The organism is Gemmiger sp. An194, from assembly GCF_002160145.1.
Classification (GTDB): Bacteria; Bacillota; Clostridia; order Oscillospirales; family Ruminococcaceae; genus Allofournierella.
In genome coordinates this window covers 1-16,576 of the sequence record NZ_NFKA01000014.1, presented here as the reverse complement: position 1 = coordinate 16,576, position 16,576 = coordinate 1, and the positions used below count along the sequence as shown (strand labels likewise).

General features: G+C 58.4%; 21 protein-coding genes and 1 tRNA gene. 5 read left to right on the top strand and 17 right to left on the bottom strand.

The annotated features are described in order from the left end of the window. Positions 1-76 precede the first annotated feature (76 nt). From B5F28_RS09705 to B5F28_RS09695, 3 genes are all read right to left on the bottom strand, one after another. On the bottom strand, positions 77-2,347 hold the full coding sequence (locus B5F28_RS09705) for a hydratase (RefSeq protein ID WP_087295669.1): 2,271 nt from the start codon (positions 2,345-2,347) through the stop codon (positions 77-79). 240 nt (positions 2,348-2,587) lie between these two features. Further along, positions 2,588-3,112 carry a GNAT family N-acetyltransferase gene (locus tag B5F28_RS09700; RefSeq protein ID WP_087295668.1) on the bottom strand — a complete coding sequence of 175 codons (525 nt, stop codon included), beginning with the start codon at positions 3,110-3,112 and terminating at the stop codon, positions 2,588-2,590. Positions 3,113-3,125: 13 nt separating this feature from the next. Then, entirely contained in the window at positions 3,126-4,499 is a 1,374-nt protein-coding gene (locus tag B5F28_RS09695; RefSeq protein WP_158097573.1) for a CapA family protein, read from the bottom strand. A 147-nt stretch (positions 4,500-4,646) separates the two neighbouring features. On the opposite strand from B5F28_RS09695, the gene B5F28_RS09690 reads away from it, so the two are divergent. After that, a tRNA-Gly gene (locus B5F28_RS09690) sits at positions 4,647-4,720 on the top strand. A gap of 655 nt (positions 4,721-5,375) precedes the next feature. Here B5F28_RS09690 and B5F28_RS09685 read toward each other — a convergent pair. Beyond that, positions 5,376-5,576 (bottom strand): Arc family DNA-binding protein, encoded by a 201-nt coding sequence (locus tag B5F28_RS09685; RefSeq protein ID WP_087295758.1) that lies wholly within the window; start codon positions 5,574-5,576, stop codon positions 5,376-5,378. A 466-nt stretch (positions 5,577-6,042) separates the two neighbouring features. Between B5F28_RS09685 and B5F28_RS09680 the strand changes: the two genes are divergently transcribed. Next, positions 6,043-6,318 (top strand): hypothetical protein, encoded by a 276-nt coding sequence (locus B5F28_RS09680; RefSeq protein ID WP_087295664.1) that lies wholly within the window; start codon positions 6,043-6,045, stop codon positions 6,316-6,318. A 51-nt stretch (positions 6,319-6,369) separates the two neighbouring features. On the opposite strand, the gene B5F28_RS09675 is transcribed toward B5F28_RS09680, so the two are convergent. The 13 genes from B5F28_RS09675 to B5F28_RS09625 all read right to left on the bottom strand — a co-directional run bounded on the left by B5F28_RS09675 (position 6,370) and on the right by B5F28_RS09625 (position 12,826). After that, positions 6,370-7,032 carry a hypothetical protein gene (locus tag B5F28_RS09675; protein WP_087295662.1) on the bottom strand — a complete coding sequence of 221 codons (663 nt, stop codon included), beginning with the start codon at positions 7,030-7,032 and terminating at the stop codon, positions 6,370-6,372. Between the two features lie 76 nt (positions 7,033-7,108). Next, on the bottom strand, positions 7,109-8,050 hold the full coding sequence (locus B5F28_RS09670) for a sigma-70 family RNA polymerase sigma factor (RefSeq protein ID WP_087295660.1): 942 nt from the start codon (positions 8,048-8,050) through the stop codon (positions 7,109-7,111). A gap of 69 nt (positions 8,051-8,119) precedes the next feature. Beyond that, positions 8,120-8,554 carry a hypothetical protein gene (locus B5F28_RS09665; protein ID WP_087295658.1) on the bottom strand — a complete coding sequence of 145 codons (435 nt, stop codon included), beginning with the start codon at positions 8,552-8,554 and terminating at the stop codon, positions 8,120-8,122. Between the two features lie 62 nt (positions 8,555-8,616). Then, positions 8,617-8,769, bottom strand: a complete 153-nt coding sequence (locus B5F28_RS14760; RefSeq protein WP_158097572.1) for a hypothetical protein — start codon at positions 8,767-8,769, stop codon at positions 8,617-8,619. A 14-nt stretch (positions 8,770-8,783) separates the two neighbouring features. Continuing rightward, positions 8,784-9,290 (bottom strand): hypothetical protein, encoded by a 507-nt coding sequence (locus tag B5F28_RS09660; RefSeq protein WP_087295656.1) that lies wholly within the window; start codon positions 9,288-9,290, stop codon positions 8,784-8,786. Further along, entirely contained in the window at positions 9,287-9,514 is a 228-nt protein-coding gene (locus B5F28_RS09655; RefSeq protein ID WP_087295654.1) for a hypothetical protein, read from the bottom strand. The genes B5F28_RS09660 and B5F28_RS09655 overlap by 4 nt, the downstream gene beginning before the upstream one ends. Next, positions 9,511-9,678 (bottom strand): hypothetical protein, encoded by a 168-nt coding sequence (locus B5F28_RS14755; RefSeq protein ID WP_158097571.1) that lies wholly within the window; start codon positions 9,676-9,678, stop codon positions 9,511-9,513. Before B5F28_RS14755 ends, B5F28_RS09655 begins: the two co-directional genes overlap by 4 nt. Further along, positions 9,675-9,977, bottom strand: a complete 303-nt coding sequence (locus tag B5F28_RS09650; protein ID WP_087295652.1) for a hypothetical protein — start codon at positions 9,975-9,977, stop codon at positions 9,675-9,677. Before B5F28_RS09650 ends, B5F28_RS14755 begins: the two co-directional genes overlap by 4 nt. An 89-nt stretch (positions 9,978-10,066) precedes the next feature. Further along, positions 10,067-10,294: a helix-turn-helix domain-containing protein gene (locus B5F28_RS09645; RefSeq protein WP_087295650.1), complete on the bottom strand. Its 228-nt coding sequence runs from the start codon at positions 10,292-10,294 to the stop codon at positions 10,067-10,069. Between the two features lie 3 nt (positions 10,295-10,297). Then, complete coding sequence (locus B5F28_RS09640) at positions 10,298-10,627, bottom strand: hypothetical protein (RefSeq protein WP_087295648.1); 330 nt, start codon at positions 10,625-10,627, stop codon at positions 10,298-10,300. After that, the gene (locus B5F28_RS09635) at positions 10,624-10,812 is read right to left on the bottom strand and encodes a hypothetical protein (RefSeq protein WP_087295646.1); all 189 of its coding nucleotides are present in this window, start codon (positions 10,810-10,812) and stop codon (positions 10,624-10,626) included. The genes B5F28_RS09640 and B5F28_RS09635 overlap by 4 nt, the downstream gene beginning before the upstream one ends. A 426-nt stretch (positions 10,813-11,238) precedes the next feature. Further along, positions 11,239-12,534: an AAA family ATPase gene (locus B5F28_RS09630; protein ID WP_087295644.1), complete on the bottom strand. Its 1,296-nt coding sequence runs from the start codon at positions 12,532-12,534 to the stop codon at positions 11,239-11,241. 55 nt (positions 12,535-12,589) lie between these two features. Next, positions 12,590-12,826 (bottom strand): XRE family transcriptional regulator, encoded by a 237-nt coding sequence (locus B5F28_RS09625; RefSeq protein WP_087295642.1) that lies wholly within the window; start codon positions 12,824-12,826, stop codon positions 12,590-12,592. A 180-nt stretch (positions 12,827-13,006) separates the two neighbouring features. Here B5F28_RS09625 and B5F28_RS09620 point away from each other — a divergent pair, with 180 nt between their 5' ends. From B5F28_RS09620 to B5F28_RS09610, 3 genes are all read left to right on the top strand, one after another. Next, positions 13,007-13,534: a helix-turn-helix domain-containing protein gene (locus tag B5F28_RS09620; RefSeq protein ID WP_087295640.1), complete on the top strand. Its 528-nt coding sequence runs from the start codon at positions 13,007-13,009 to the stop codon at positions 13,532-13,534. Positions 13,535-14,593: 1,059 nt separating this feature from the next. Then, complete coding sequence (locus tag B5F28_RS09615; protein WP_087295638.1) at positions 14,594-15,151, top strand: ATPase; 558 nt, start codon at positions 14,594-14,596, stop codon at positions 15,149-15,151. A gap of 190 nt (positions 15,152-15,341) precedes the next feature. Next, positions 15,342-16,421 (top strand): site-specific integrase, encoded by a 1,080-nt coding sequence (locus B5F28_RS09610; protein ID WP_087295636.1) that lies wholly within the window; start codon positions 15,342-15,344, stop codon positions 16,419-16,421. The last annotated feature ends 155 nt before the right edge of the window (positions 16,422-16,576 follow it).

The following is a 16,576-nucleotide window of genomic DNA, read 5'->3' as shown; positions in this document are numbered from 1 at the left end:
CTTTTTCAGCCTGCGGAGTCAAAACAAAAAATGCACAGCCGGGAAGCCCCGGCTGTGCATTTGATACGGGTAAGAATCAGTTGTGCTTGTAGTAGTTGATCAGGCAGCCGTCCAGCAGGATCTGGCGCTCGTCTGCGGTCAGGGGAGCCAGGCTCATGTGGAACTCCCGCGGGCCATCCAGGCTCAGCACGTAGGCCTTTACGCAGGAGAGGTCGCCGGCCAGCGCCTCGCGCACATTGGGCACCAGGATGTAGTCGCCCAGACCGAAGGGAGTGGGCCCGGCCAGCTGGAAGGGCAGCATGCCCCAGTTGATCAGGTTGGAGCGGTAGCGCTTGGTGGCGTATTCCACAGCGATGTTGGCGCCCGCACCCAGCACACGCTGGCAGCTGGCGGCCTGCTCACGGGCGGAGCCATCGCCGGGCTTCACCGCGTAGATGCTGGAGGCGATGCCCAGCTGCTCCCAGGTCAGCTCGCCGCAGCCGGGAACCAGATGGATGCGGTCCAGCAGGCTGGCGCTGCCCTTGCCCGCGGCACGTTCGGCCTCCTCGGCCTGAATGGCCTTGGCGCGGCCCACGTACTCCGGGTCCTTGCGGCTGAGGGTGAACTCGGCCAGGCCCAGGGGGTTGGAGCGGTAGGAGCTGGTCTCGCCGCTGGGAATCAGCTCGTCGGTGGTGGTCACCGGGTCGGTGATGTAGCTGCTGATCTTCAGCAGCAGGTTTTCGGGCAGGGGCTGAATGGCGGGCCAGTCCTTGATGTTGGGGCCAAGGCGCAGCAGCTCGTCGTAGTTGCCCTTGCCATAGCCCGAGTAAACGCGGCTGCGGTAGCTGGAATCATCGAATTCGTAGGCCGGAATGGTGGGGTCGTAGTCGATGTCGGTGGCGGGGGTCAGGATACCGCCATTGCGGGTGGTGGCCGCAATGGAGCGGGCGTCCATCAGGGCCACACCGGCGATCTGGCCGTTGCCCGGCTTGGAGCCTTCCCGGCTGGGGAAGTTGCGGGTGGTGTGACGGATGCTCAGCGAGCCGTTGGCGGGCACATCGCCCGCACCGAAGCAGGGACCGCAGAAGGCGGTGCGGATGGTGGCGCCGCCGGCCATCAGCTCGCCCAGCGCGCCGTTCTTCATCAGCGCCATCATGGTGGGCTGGCTGGAGGGGTAAACGCTGAGGGCATATTCTCCGTTGCCGCCGGTGTAGCCCTTCAGAATGGTGGCCGCCTCGCAGATGTTGGAGTACATGCCGCCCGCGCAGCCCGCGATCACGCCCTGGTCCACACGCAGCTTACCGTTCTCGATCTTGCTCATCAGATCCAGACGGGCCTTGCCGCCCATCAGAGCCGCGCAGTCCTCCTCGGTCTTGTGCAGGATGTCTTCCGGGTTGGCGTTCAGCTCTTCGATGCTGTATACGTTGGAGGGGTGCATGGGCAGAGCGATCATGGGCCGCACCTTGGACAGATCCACCTCCACCAGACCGTCGTAGTAGGCCAGATCCGCCGGGGCCAGGGGCTTGTAATCGCCGCCGCGGCCGTGCAGAGTCAGGTACTCATAGGTGACCTCGTCAGTGCACCAGATGCTGGACAGACAGGTGGTCTCGGTGGTCATCACATCGATGCCGCTGCGGTATTCCAGAGGCAGCTCAGCAATGCCGGGGCCCACGAACTCCATCACCTTGTTCTTCACATAGCCGTTCTTGAACACGGCGCCGATGATGGCCAGAGCCACGTCCTGAGGGCCGACACCCACCACGGGCTTGCCGGTCAGGTACACTGCCACCACGCCGGGGCGGGCCACATCGTAAGTACGGCCCAGCAGCTGCTTTGCCAGCTCGCCGCCGCCCTCGCCGATGGCCATGGTGCCCAGCGCACCGTAACGGGTGTGGCTGTCCGATCCGAGAATCATCTTGCCGCAGCCTGCATACATCTCGCGCATGTACTGGTGAATGACCGCCAGGTGAGGGGGCACGAAGATGCCGCCGTACTTCTTGGCGGCGGACAGGCCGAACAGGTGGTCGTCCTCATTGATGGTGCCGCCCACTGCGCACAGGCTGTTGTGGCAGTTGGTGAGCACGTAGGGCATGGGGAACTTCTCCAGACCGGAGGCCCGGGCGGTCTGCACGATGCCCACGAAGGTGATATCGTGGCTGGCCATGGCGTCGAATTTCAGCTTTAGAGCCTCGGTGTCGCCGCTGTGATTGTGGGCCTGCAAGATGCCGTAGGCGATGGTGCCGGTGTGGGCACCCTTCACCGCGTTTTCGTCAAAGCCCAGAGCTGCCAGCTTGGCGGGGGCTTCGTCGTCCGCCTGCACCCACTGGCCGCGGGCGTAATACATGCCGGTTTTGCTGCAAGTTACCATTGAATAAACCTCCTTGAAACAGGGTTTCGGGGTCTGCGCGGTGGCCGGTGCTCAGTTTCCCACCCGATTAATCTCGAGCTGGCCTGTAACGCGCACACTTCACTGGGCCAAAGCCCGTATAAATCGATTATAACACAAAGGACCCGGCAGCGCCAACTGCCTGCCGGGTCCTTTGAACTGTTTTTTCGATTTTTTGCGTTTTTTGTCGGTCAGACTGGTCCTCGGTGCTGTGGCACAGGCTCACAGATAGAGATTCATCAGCAGAAAATCCACCCACTTGCCGTCGAGCTTGAAAAAGCCGGGGAAGCGGCCGATCTCTTCAAAGCCGTATTTGCGGTAGAGCGCCTGGGCGCGGGTGTTGTCCGCCCGCACCTCCAGCGAGATGATCTCCACACCTGCGTTGTTCTTTGCAAAGTCGATGGCCGCCTCCATCAAACGGCTTCCCACGCCCTTGCCCCAGCATTCCTGCAGCACCGAAATGCCCATCTCGGCCCGGTGGCTGGCCCGTGCCAGAGTCATGGCCCGGAAGCTGAGCGAGCCCACCATGCGCCCGTCCAGCCGGGCTACAAAAAAGGCACTGGTGGGGTTTTCGGCCATGGCGCGCAGATATTCCCTCTCCTGCTCAATGGTGAAGGCGGGACCCTCGGCCCCGAAGGTAAGATTGTCGGTCTCCGAGCCCACCTGCCGCAGCAAAGCCAGCAGCTCTTCTGCATCCTCCGGGCGGCCCTGCTCGATGCAAAGCCGCTCACAGTATGCTTCGTTCATGGTTGGTCCCTCCTTACGCTGTTTGCTTGCAAAGAATTCCGTTTTCGTCAAAATAGCCGCTTTCCATCACGGCGTTCAGGCTGTCCAGCACCCGCTGCCTGTCTGCGCCCTCCTCCAGCAGGCTCACCCGGCCGCCGGTCTGGATGCAGGGCAGCAGCTGCACCGTGGCCCCCGCCGCACCCGGCTCGGTCACGGTCACCTTCAACAGGGCTGAGTCCAGAGTCTCCATATTGAACCAGAAGTTGCCCAGGCTGTAGAGCACCGGGGTATCCTGACGCCAGCCTGCGCCCTGCAGGATGTGAGGGTGCGCCCCCACGATCAGATCCGCTCCGGCATCGGTGAAGCGGGTGGCCAGATCGGTTTGGGCCAGCTCCAGCACGGTGGAGCCCTCGGTGCCCCAGTGGACGTATACCACCAGGTAGTCGCACTGCTCACTGGCCGCCTGGATGGCCTGCACCGCCAGCTCCGGGTCGTAGCAGCGCAGCACGCCGGGACTGTCCTCCCCGGCCTCCGGGGTGAGAATGTACTTTTCCGCCCGGGTGCAGGCAATGTAGCCGATTTTCATGCCGCCCGCCAGGAAGAACTGGGGCTGCATGGCCTCCTCCAGATTTTTGCCCGCGCCCACATAGGGGATGCCTGCACTTTGCAGGGTGGACAGAGTGTCCAGAAAAGCCTCCTCGCCGTAGTCAAAGCAGTGGTTGTTGGCGAGGCCCACAATGTCTGCCCCCAGCTCCTGCCACATGCTCACGTTGGCGGTCTTGGCCCGGAAGGTGAACTGCTTGCCGGGCATGGGGCTGCCCCGGTCGGAAAAGGCGAATTCATTGTTGCATAACAGTATGCCTGCTGCACGCATCTCGGCCAGCAGGCTTTCGCCGAAGGAGTCCTCGATGCCCGAAGTCTTTGCGTAGTGGAGCATGTTGTACCAGTCGTCGGCAAAGTTCACATCACCGGTGAAGGCCAGCACCGCCGGGCCGTCCGTCACGCCGGTGTCGTGCACGTTTTCCGCCATGGGCTGGGCGTAGAGCGCCTGATAATAAAGATAGCTCTTGCCGCTTGCCTGCCAGAACAGGTCCGTGCTGTAGCCTTCGGCTTTGGCAGCGCCGGTCAGAGCGTCGCAGATGCCGGGGGACTGCTCCTCACAAAATTGCAGAAAATCGGCGGTCAGCTCCTCCGGCGCATCGGCGGCACGCAGAGCGGTCAGGGTGTCTTCGGCCTTCTGCTGCGGGTCGGGGGTTGCGGCGGGAGCAGAGGAAGCGGAAACGGCGCTCTGGGGCGGCTGCACCACCCGAACACCGGTGTTCATTAAGTAATAGGGAACGCCCCAGCTGATCACAAGCAGCGCAGCGGCGCACAGCAGCACGGCCAGAACGCGGGCAGGGGTTTTCATGGATTCAGCCCTCCTTGACTGGATGATGAATGGTGCTTTTAGTATACGTGTTTTCGGCCCGCCCGGCAAGCTTCGACCGAAAAAACCGATTGACTTTTGCAAGGGCATGCTGTATACTGAATCTTGTTCCATAAAAGAGAATCATGTGCAGATGTAGTTTAGTGGTAGAACTCCAGCTTCCCAAGCTGGCTGTGTGGGTTCGATTCCCATCATCTGCTCCAAAGAAACCCCGCAAGGCACAAGGCTTTGTGGGGCTTTTGTTTTGCTCAATGACACACTTTTGAACACACTTCCGTTCAGAACGATCCGCCGGGCCGGACCTCTGGCAAGAGGGTTGCCGAAAAATTCGGCAACGTGCCGACAGGTAGTTGTCCAACTGTTTGACAACCTGCTGTATAGTCTAATTTTACGGATAGTAAACCCGGCGGCCCGCGGTGCTTTCCTGGGCCGTGATGCAGCATGCCGTTAAATCCGCAAGCCTTGCGGATTTAAATAGTCCACGTTGGCCGATTTAACCCGCCGGGCTTTTGCCGCTTGTGGCAAAGCGGCGAGGAAGCGGTGAGACTGGAGAGCCTGAGCATTCCCCCCGCTTCTGGGGAAGCGTCGCCACAAGTGGCTACGGAGTATCCGCCGGGACTATGCCCACAAGTGGGTACGCTCTTCCCCGGCTCGTTGGGAAACCGTTGCAGCCAACTGCAAAGAGCTGATTCTTTGTGCGAAATGCCAGAGCCCGCCCACACTACCGGCTCCGATCGGGGCCGCTGCGGCGCTCCTGGTTCAACAAAATGCACAAGGCAGCCCCGGCGGCTGGATGATCTAAGATATACAGAAAGCCCCCACCGGAGCCACACAGGCAACGGCGGGGGCTTCTCTATTTCATTGCTTTTCAGGGTCGGAGCTGTCCCGCTCCATAGCCTCGTTTATGGCCCGATTGATGAACGCATTGACACTTTCGCCGTGCGCTTCCGCATAGGCCTGAATTTCGGCTTTGCGCCCTTTCGGAACTCGGATTTTGATTTCGTCCTGTTTGTCGATGTACGCTTGATTGGCGCGCTTTCTGGCATCACTTATGGGCATTTTCCACACCTGCCTTTCCCCCTTTATTATACCATAACTGAATGTATGTGTACATGTAGAAAATGGATAAATACATGGGGACATGTTTGTGCGGTATGCCAATTGTAATGTATGGGTACATGTAGTATAATATAATCACAGCAAGGGAGCCGGAAAGGAGGCCGGCATGACGAGCAAGCAGTTTGAACAGCTTCCCAGAAGCCAACAGCTTGAACGGTTCGACAGATACAAAAAAGCGGCTATCTGCTCCAACAGATAACCGCATAGCAGAAACCACTTAGCAACCAACTAAACAGGCTCCCTTGCTGCTTTCATTGTATCAGAACCGCACACGAAATGCAAGATGAACACCCAGCCGCCGGGCAGCCGAAAGCGCCCGCAAGCGGCGGCCCATATCCCTGTGAACCTACGGGCAATAGTCAGGAAGATGACCGCCGGGCGGCTCCACAATGAAAGGAAGTTCCCCATGAAAAAGACCGAACTGCGCAAAGCAATGAACGAATATCAGCAAATCGCCGCCCAGATCGCCCAGCTGGAGAAGCAGAAGGCCGCCGTGGCCGACCGGATCAAGGCCCACATGGATGCCGCCGGGGTGGATGAAATGCAGATCGACGATACCACGGCCCGCTACAAGGAAGTGACCAGCAACCGCTTTGACAGCAAGGCATTTGCGGCCGCCCACAAGCGCCTGTATGCCATGTTCTGCAAACCCCAGACCGTCCGCCGGTTCACAATCGCATAATGCAAGCAGAAGGCCCGCTAGGACAAACCCGGCGGGCCTTGTGCGTGTATCTTAGATACCGAAGGCAGTCCTCAGCTGCTCAGTGTAGAACTGGCTGTAATCCTCTGCGTTCAAATACTGGATAAAGGGGTTGTCCAGCTCCACGCCCTCCAGCTCGCAGAACTTTTCAAGTTTCCGGCCGAAGGCGACAGTCTGGTTCAAATTGGTGCCGGGCTGGATCTTGAAGTCGAGGGCCGAGGACTCCAGGTCATTGCACTGGTCCTCGGCGTTGAAGATGTACTTTTCCATCTCCTTGGTGTACATCCCTTTGCTCTCAAACAGTGCCTTGAGGGAGCGCAGGGCGTTGTTGTCGCCAATGAACTGCTTCCACATCCGATCACGCGCGGAAGTGTCCAGCTTTTCCCCTGCTGCGCTGGTCAGAGTAATGGCCGCCTGAAGCTCCGGGGAGATAACGAAACTCTCTTCCATGGCCATGGCTGCCTTGCGGATCGTCGCCAGGCTCAGCGAAATACTGGAGCTAAGCTCGACAGCCCGCTTGACCAGGTACGCCTTGGCCTCGTTTGTTTTGGCTTCGATGCCCTCATTGGTCAAGTACTCTTCCTTCGAAATTTCCCGGGCCTTCTTCTGAAAGTCCGTCACCGCGTTGGAAAAGAGCGCAAGCTCCGAAAAAATGCTCTGTGCGCTGTCCTTGATGGCCTTCTGATTGCTGTTCATAATTCAATCCTCCATAAGTAAAATATATCGCAAGGGGCCGTGTGCCCCCTGTTTCGTGGTTGTGGTTGCCCGGCGGTTATTGCTGCACATCATCGAAAAAGCCGTACAGCTCCTTTGCATCCAGGCCCAGCAGCTCGGCCAGGTGTTTTGTGCTGGATGCAGCAAGGCGGCGTTCCTTCTCTTCCTGGCGTTCCACAAGGCGCTCCTGCACGCTGCCGCCGCTCTTCCAGGCTCCGAAGCCGGTTCCCTGATAGGCCCGGGAAAGAAGATCCTCGCCGTAGAACCGGCGCAGCTCCTGATTTTGGCGCAGCGCCCGCAAGGCAGCATCTTCAATGGCCCTGATCCGCTCCTTTGCTACCCCGTCAAGCGCGGCGGCCTGCTGAAGGGTAAGCCCCTCGTAGAAGCGCCAGGCGATTACGTTTCGCTGCCGATCGGGCAGCAGGGACAGCGCCTTGTCCAGCACCGCCCGCAGCTCCTGCAGGTAGCTGTTCTGCTCTGCATCCTCAAAGGCTTGGGCAGCTGCCGGGTCTGGGGTTACATCGGCCCGGGTGACTTCTCCGTCATCGTCCCATGGAACAGGCTCGTCCAGGCTCTGGGCGCTGTCCAACGGTTCCGCCGAGACTCTCACTCGGCGGCCGTCCTCTGTGACCACATACCGCCCCCGGCCCTGCAAGATGGCCTTCTGGATTCGATGCTGCACAAAATATTGCAGCGCCGTCAGAAAAGCGCCTTTCTCCGGGTTGTGGTACTCTGCCGCCTCTTTCACGGCAAAATAGCCTTCCTGGTCGAAGTCCTCCAGGGTAACCCCGGCGGATTCGGCCACGCCCTGATTCCGGCTGTACCAACGCCAGAACATTGTACGGATCACAGGTCGGTTAATCTCCCACAGCTGAGTCAGGGCCGCACTGTTGCCCTGACGGGCCAGCTGGGCGAGCATGCTGTTCAGCTCCTGGCGCTGATCGAGCGGCGGTGCGGCCTGCTGTGCGCCCGTTCCGCCGGGGGTTCTGGTTTCTTCCATTGTGCTGCCCTCCCGTTCATGCTATACTGGTGATAAGGTTGTGGGCCGTCCGGGAGGGCGGCTCTTTTTTTATTGCCCTGATTCCGGCCAGATGGTGGCCAGATAAGAAATAGCCCTTTCCAAGTGGCGCTGGGCAGATTTCTGCCCAGATTTGCCGCCATCCCCATACACTATGCGGCCAATTTCTTTCCAGGTGATATGCCGGACGCTCTTCTTGCCGGTCCGCGGGTCTTTGGAGAATTCCAGGTATCGCAGCCGCAGTACCTCTCGTTCCAACGGATCAGGAAGGGCAGCCACGGCCGCCTCAATCTCTGCCATCTCCCGGCGGTTCGCTTGCACGATGGGAGCAATTGCCCGGGCGTACTCCTCCGACCGGCTGCCGCATGGGGAAGGCCGCTCCCGGTCCATCTGCTGAAGCGTGGCCAACCGCTCCAGCCGGATGCGCACTTCCAGCCGAAGCCCGGTGTATCGCTCCAGCCGGGTTTTGGCCTCGTCTCTTGTCATGTTTTCACCAACCTTTTCCGACCAACCGCCGGGGAAGCCTCGTAGCCGCCCCGGCGGGGCTATCAAATATTCAGCTCGGCCAGCAGCCGAGCGGCCTTTTCTTCGGGGATGGTGAGCGCCTGGGTAACCAGAGCCGACCGATCGGGCGAAAGGGCCCCGCCCAAAAGATGCTGCAGGAATGTCAGTACCACCTGTACTTGTGCGAAAGTCGCCATTGTGATTCCTCCTGTCATATTGTTTTCTGGTCAGGGAAGAAGCCGAATTTGCCGGTCTCAATGCACCACTTTGCGAACTCCAGCCCTTGCCGCTCACTCATATTCCGCCCCAACACAAGGCCGATAGTTCTGCCGCTGGGGTCCGTGTCATAAGGCATGCACAGCCCGTGCCCAGTCCCTCGCGTAACTTCCACCATGAAACCGTGGATATTGTATACAGTTCGCAGGAGTTTAGGTGTCCGGGTACTGTTCGCCCTTTCCGCAGTCGCAGCCGCAAGCGCCTCGTTTCGGGCCAGCTCTGCAGTGATTTCGGTTTCTGTGGGCTGGCGGTGAAGTGCCCGCAAAAGGTCGCGTTCCGCCAGTTCGTGGCGAAGCAGATTCCAACCTTCCAGCGTGTTGATACTCGGCCTTCCGTTTGTGGGTTCCTTCGGTGCATACACCGGCAAAGACTGGCCATGAAAGCGGTTAAATTCGCCGGTGAAGGTCATTCCGGGAATCTCTTTGACTTGAGGAGCATTCACAGCGCCTCACCTCCTTCCAGAACCGGCCCGGCGGCCAGGTAGCAGCCAGCGGCGCCGAAGCCCCACAGGATGCACAGCACGAGGCCGGGCACGATGCCCGTCAGCCCCTCTACAATGGCCCCCAGCTGGCCCACGGTCAGCAGGGCATAGAACACAGTGGCGATGAGAAAAGCCGTCTGGCGGGCCTTTCCGGCGGCCCGCTGCTTGCGGTATGTACGGTTCACTTCATCTCACCTCCGCGATCGTCTTCCACGTCCTGCTGCTTCAGAAGGGATTGAGCTGCCAGAATCACCCGTTTTCTGTTTTCGGGTGTAAGGGTACGTCCGATCTGGCACACTTGCTCAATCACCTTGTCGTTTTCGGGTACACTCGTTTGCGGTTGTTTCATTCCGCTGTGCCCCCTTCCTGCTGCTCGGCGATCTGGGCGGCGGTGCGCTGCCACAGCTCGGACAAGTCCACATCTACGCCCAGGCTCTCGCCTTTGCGCACGGTGGTAACGGTGTAGCCCTGGGCGGCGAACTGCTGGGAGATCCAGCCCGCCGGGCGGATTCCAAGGCGACCGAGCGCGCTGATCCGGCCGCCGTCCAGCACCACGGCCTCACGCTTTACGGTGCGGGGCTTCGGCTCCCGCTGGTCGATGTACTCCACTTCGTAGGCGGTCAGATTGATGGTCTTGAAAAATTTCATTGCTCATTCCTCCGTTTTCTGATAAACTGGGAGGGAAACAGGGGTTGTCAATCTGTTTCCCATTTTGCCGGTTGAGAAGTTGGCGCTTCTCAGCCGGCTTTTTTGTTGCCCGGGGCACGATCGAAAAAGTAGTGGTGCCACTCCTCCGGCGGGATCTGCAGCACATCGGCAATGGATTCGATCTGCCAGGCCGTGAAAGGTTGTCGGCCCTGCATCCGGCTGCTCAGGGTGCTTTCTGCCATCCCGGCCCGCCGGGCCACCTCTGCCTGAAGGATCTCCTTCTCCACCATTCTCACGCGCAGTGCTTTGAATAACATCGTTCATTCCTCCTGTCCGGCTTCGATCATGTCCAGCGCCCGGCGGTCGATGCAGAGCACCGGCCCATGGTCGGGGTGCGTTCTGCAAAATTCCACCATGCGGGCCGTGGCCTGCTCCGGGGTGTCGCCGGTCATGGCTGAAATCTGCTCGGCGTTGAAATACTCCTCTTCTCCGAACTCATTGCCCAAGGTGAGCCGCAGCCAGGCAAGCGCCCCGCTGTGGGGCAGGCCCCGGGCTTCGGCGCTGGCCAACAGATCCAGCAGCTTGTCCAGGCTCACGCCGTATTTGCGGTACCGCCGGGCGATAAGTTCCAGTTCACTGTGTGCTTTCATGTTTTCACCTTCCTTGCGTTTATCCGGTCCAGCGATCTTGCAACGGCCAGAAGCTTTCTCAGCGTGGCGGAATCGCTGCGCCGAATGATATAGAGAAGATCGCAAACGTGCTGCACATCGGCAGGCCGCGTCGTCTCTATTCCATTCAGAATACCGGCCATAACATCGTTGTAAGCCTTGCTCACTTTCCATTCTCCTCTCTCAGGCTGCGCGCGATACTGAGCAGGGCGCAGCTCTTGTTATCGTAGTCGTACCAGGCGCACGAATGGCGGAGGCACTGTCCCCACTGGGGGCCGCTCAGAGCGGCGACGATAAGCAGCAGGGGACAATAATTGTCGGTCGGGTTCATGGTAGTTCACTCGCTTTCAATATGGATTTTTGTTTCTCGGTTGCGGGATTCGCCCGGCTTTCGGTCCGTGGGGCAGATACTCACGGCCCTATAGAGTGATGGTGATGAGCATCTGGGTCTAAGAATGGCTTCACAGCACCGAAAAACGGCAGAAGCTCAGGATGAGCACCTGGGGGTGGGGTGAGCATCTGGGGGTCAGATGCTCAGATGGGGTCAGATGCTCACATTGAGCATCTGCCAAATAATGGCTTCACAAGGCCATTTATTGACCCAGATGCTCATTTACAGCACCACGGTATACGACATACCATTTATTCACCCCATCCTTTAGCCGTATTTGTTTTATCTCAATGTTGCCATCGGCTTTAAGGTCGTCCCTTGCGCGCCTAAATGTCGTATCGCTGCACCCGGTATCTTCCCTGACTGCAAGTCGGAGTTTGTCGCTCTCCATGCTGCCCGTCTGGCTTTCATTGAGGATGGAAAGAATAGCCTCTTTGGCTTCATCCTTGGAACCCGCCGGGCGTGTGGGTTTGTCCATGATGAAGTCATAGTCCTTTTTATCGGTGGCGCCCTGGTACACGGCCACAGCGGTTTTGACCCCTTCCACGGTTGCCCCTTCGATGGTGAAAAGCGTCGTTCGGCACTCGGGGGCGTAGCTGTTCTTCTCGTTGCTGACATAGACTTGTTTTGTCACCCGATCCCGACCCATCATAACAACGCACCGGGATGCGTCCCAGAGGTCTGCAGAATCGGCCAGACGCTGACGGCCTGCAACGGAGCCTTTCTTGTTGGAGTGGGCCACAAGCAGCCCGGCGGAATTGGTTTCACGCAGGACGGCCCTGAGTGGCGTTGTGACACCGCGCATCTGGTTGCGCTCGGCCATTTTCACATCCATGGGGAGAAATGCCTGATACGGGTCTACTATAACCAGATCGGGCGCGGTGTTGCGGATGATCTCGGCCATTAACTCGCTGTCGATCGACAACAAGCAGCCGTTCTTGCGAAAGAAGCCGTCCGAAGTTTCCACGAACACCTTTTCCACATCTGCTCCGGCGGCCAGAAGTCGGGGCCGCAGCACCTTTGCGGGGTCATCCTCTCCGGAGAAGATCAGCGCCCGGCAGGGCTTTGAAATACTCCCGGGGAAAAAGTCGCTTTCCCGGGCTGTGGTCGCGTGGGCAATCAGCTGCGCTTGCCAGAGCCCCTTGCCGGTGCCGCCGTCTGCGCCCAGCACAGACAGTTCACCGCGCGGGAATAGCCCGGGGATAAGCCATTCAACGGCGGCCGTCTGAATCTGGCTCAGGCCGATGGGCGCAAGCTGTGGTACGATGATGCCGCCTTTGCCGGTATGTTCCGCCCTGCCGAACACATCGCCCCCGGCGGAAATGCGGGCAGCTCGGGCGGCCTGCTCAAAATCTTCATCGGAGATCCCAAGCACGACAGCTCGCCGGTAGATAATGTCCAGGTAGCTTTTCCGTGAAATTGGGGTGGGCTGCTGGAAGGCCGGTAGAAAAGATTCGGGCCGCAGCAGCTCCGCCGGGGTGTCGATTGCATCCAGCATGGTTTGATATTCCTGTCCGGTCAATGAATCACCCCCAGTGCGTTCTTCTTGTTGTTCATTGCATCATCTCCGTTTCGGTGGTGTCCTGAGGCAAGTCCAGAATCTTCCTGATGCTGGCCACGATACGGGGGGTAGCCAGCTCGCCAGTCTGGATTTTATGCAGGTAGGACCGGTCGAAATAGCGGCCCGTATCAATCTGCACTTGCTCAATCAGCCATTCCTTGGGCTGGTTAATATCAACAAGTGCATGACCGATTTCTTTACCGAACGGACAAAGTTCTTTTCGTGCCAACGCCTTTCATCTCCCTTCTATTGACTTTTACGCGCAAGTGTAATATATTGAGATTGCCAAGTGATGACGTATTACGCTTTCACGCCATGTGCTTAGTATATTATGCGTTCGCGTAAAATTCAAGCATATTTTAAGCGTTAGCGTAATTTTGGCACATCCTACAAGAATGAGGCTGAAATTATGTCTGGATTATACGAAACAATTGCGCAACTTTGCGCTAATAAGGGGATTACCATAACGGAACTCTGCAGACAAAGCGGCGCAAGTCGTGGTTCTCTTTCTGACTTGAAGATGGGGCGAAAGCAGTCCTTGTCAGCTGATACGCTTTCCAAAATTGCCGATTACTTCGGCGTATCTGTAGACTACCTGCTTGGGAAAGCGGAATCCTCTGCAACAAACACGAATAACGAAGTAGGGTTTCATGTCGGCGACACTTTTGCAGATGGGTTGGTAACAATTTCCGATGTGGAGCAACAAAATGATGGAAGTATAAAGGTGACATACAGCATCGATGAAACTGGATTGTCAGCGGATGATTTGAAGAAGGTTTTCTTGTTTTTAAAAAAAATGTACAAGAATGGGGGCATTTCCACAGGGCAGGTGCTTGATTTAACTGAACAACTTCTAATTCTGTCTGAGGCAGTCAAAAACGCCTCTCAGAAGCCGCTTAAACCAGCAAAAAATGAAGACAACACCCCCAAAGAGTAAAACCCGCCACAGGCCCAGCCAGGGGCCGTAGAGAGGGCGGGAAGTTGCCCACAATCCGGGCAACTGGCTATGTTGCCGAAATTATCGGCAATATACGGAGCCTGTCGCACCGGTGCGAAAACCTGAAAAACCTTAAATCCCGGAGCCTCTGCCTATGCTGGAATATGAAGAAACCGTACATCCGTGCGCGTATGGAACGGGACAAGAACGGCGGCGCGGCATTTTGTAACACGATAACGCCCGCGGGAAGTTGTCCAAAATGTGGACAACTGGATGTTAAGATTTGTTAAGGTTTTCAAGAGATGCGAGCGGGGCATTGCCTGATTTTGGGGGTGGCCAATGCTGAGAATTGCTAAGGTTTGTCAAGGTTTCGCGGAAGTCCGAATTTCGGACTCCGGCCAGCCGATCGGCCGCTGCACCGTTGTCGCACGGTGCGACAGTGGCACCGTTATCGCAAATTGCGAACACGGCACCGGTGCGACAAATTGTCGCATCGGTGGGGTAGCTTAAAGCGACCCCATCCCAGAGCACAAAGGGGGGGGAGTTTAAAGCGACCCCCTTGAACGCATGATGGAGTAACGAAACGGAAACCCCTTTAGGGCATCGCAAATTGCGAAGGGCAGAAGGGGGGCGGTAAATCGCCGCCCCCCTTGCCGCATCGATGGCAGCAAAGAAGTTGCGACAAGATGTCGCAACCATGCAGCCAGATCAAGGCAGAGATAAGCCAGGCTTATACCAGCCGCCGGGCCGGAGCTGATCGGCAAGCAATGTTTTCTTGGCCAAGTCCTGCGAAAACGGCGCTTGCTGGGAGCTTCCCAGACCCTTGGATCATCACATTGTGATGGCAGCGCGTTTCTCCGAAACGCTATGGCAGATAGGCCCGGCGGGGCCCCGGCCTTTGCAGCTGGGGACGGCTCATTCCTGGAAAGGTAGCGAAAGCCGGTGGTTTTCCCGCTGAGTTCTACTTTTCGCCGCACAGAACTGCAACTCGCTGGATTTCCGGCCAGGTAAAAAAAGAAAAGCCCCCGGCGGCTGCCGGAGGCGGGAAAGGAAAAAGCTATGAAGATCTTCACCATAATCGGCGGCGTGAACGGCTGCGGAAAATCCAGCCTTACCGGCTCTTTGAAGGCCGAGCGCACCGATCTTGGCATTATCGTAGACCCGGACAAGCTCACCGCTGAGCTGGGCGGGGATGAATACGAGGGCGGCAAGCTGGCCGTGGATAAGCTGGAGAAGGCTCTCGCCGAGGGGGTCAGCTTCACCCAGGAAACCACCCTCTCCGGCGGCTACACCCGCAAGCTGGCCCGCCGGGCTAAAGAGGCCGGATACTACATCCGCCTGTATTACATCGGGCTGGACACCGTGCAGGAGAGCCTCCAGCGCATCGAGAACCGCGTTCGCAAGGGCGGGCATGATATTCCTCGGAAGGATGTGGAAAGCCGTTTTGCCCGCCGTTTTGCCGATGTGGCGAAGGTGCTGCCCTACTGCGACGAGGCCCGCTTCTTCGACAATGACAACGGCTTTGTGCTGGTGGCCGAGTACCGGAACGGCGAGATCCTGCCCATTGGCAGCCGCCGGCCGGAATGGCTGGTGCGGCTGATGGCAGGAATGGAATAACCCGCAACAACGAAAAAAAGCCGCCCTCTGCGCCAACAGAGAACGGCCTTTTGATAGACAGCTTACCCCAAAGGGATAATGCAGCCCGAACACCTGTATTATAACCTCTTTGCGGTGGGCTTGTCAAAGTGTGCCTGAATGTCACCCTCTTTGTGGGAGGGTGCGGGTAGAAACAAGGAGGTTTATTTTTATGGAAAAACGCACAAACACCGCGTCTTGGGACGAGAAGAACCGCCGCTGGCGGATCAGTGTGCAGCGAGACGGCCAGCGCCGCAGCTTCTACAGCTCCACGCCTGGGCGCACCGGTCAGAGGGAGGCCAACGCCAAGGCAGACCGATGGCTGGAATCCGGGGTGAATGCTGCTGGCGCCACGGTGGCCAGCGTCTACCCGGAATGGATCAAGCGGCTGCAAACCACCACCAGCGCATCCAACTGGCGGCCCATCGACAGCCGGTGGCGGAAGTGGATCGATCCGGCCATCGGGGGCAAAAAGCTGGATCGGATCACGGAGCAAAACCTGCAGGATATTGTAGACGCTGCCTTCGCCGCGGGTCTTTCCAAGAAGACGCTCACTTCCATGTGTTGCGATCTGCGGGCCTTCTTCAAATTCTGCCGCAGATCCAAGCTGACCACCTTCAGTCCCGAAGATCTCACCATCCCCGCCGGGGCCAGAAACAAGGGCAAAGAGATCCTTCAGCCCGCCGACCTGGTGAAGCTTTTCAACATCGACACCACCACCCGCTGGGGCAAGCGTGTGCCGGAGGAATATATCCACGCATACCGGGTGCAGGTCCTTACCGGCCTTCGTCCCGGGGAGCTGCTGGGGCTGGAATGGTCAGACCTGAAGGGTCAAACCCTCCATGTGCAGCGGTCGATTAACTGCCGGGGCGAGGTGACCAAAGGCAAAAATGAGAATGCCGTGCGCAGTGTGCAGCTGCCCGACCTGGCCTTTGCCGAGATTCAGGCGCAGCGGGCCATGACCGGCCACAGCAAGCAGATCTTCGGGATCAGCAACCAGCAGAACTACGCCAAACGCTGGGCCGTGTACTGCGCGGCCAACGGCCTCACCCCGGTTTCCCCGTATGAGCTGCGCCACACCTTCGTTTCCATCGCCCAGGTTCTGCCGGAGGGACAGGTAAAACGCCTGGTTGGCCACAGTCGAAGCATGGACACCTTCGGCATTTACGGCCATAGCGTGAATGGCCAGGATGAGCAGGCCGCCGACACTCTGGGTAGCGTCTTTTCTTCGCTGCTGAGCCGTCAGGCGTAACACACCCGGTAACACACTCTCGCTTTTTCTTCTGTGAAGAGAATCTCCCGGCGACCTTGATTCTTCGTGAAAAGTGGGCTAAGACGTGGCTTGCCACACCTCTATTTTCCCTGATAAAAGGCCGCTTTCTGGTTCGATTCCCATCATCTGCTCCA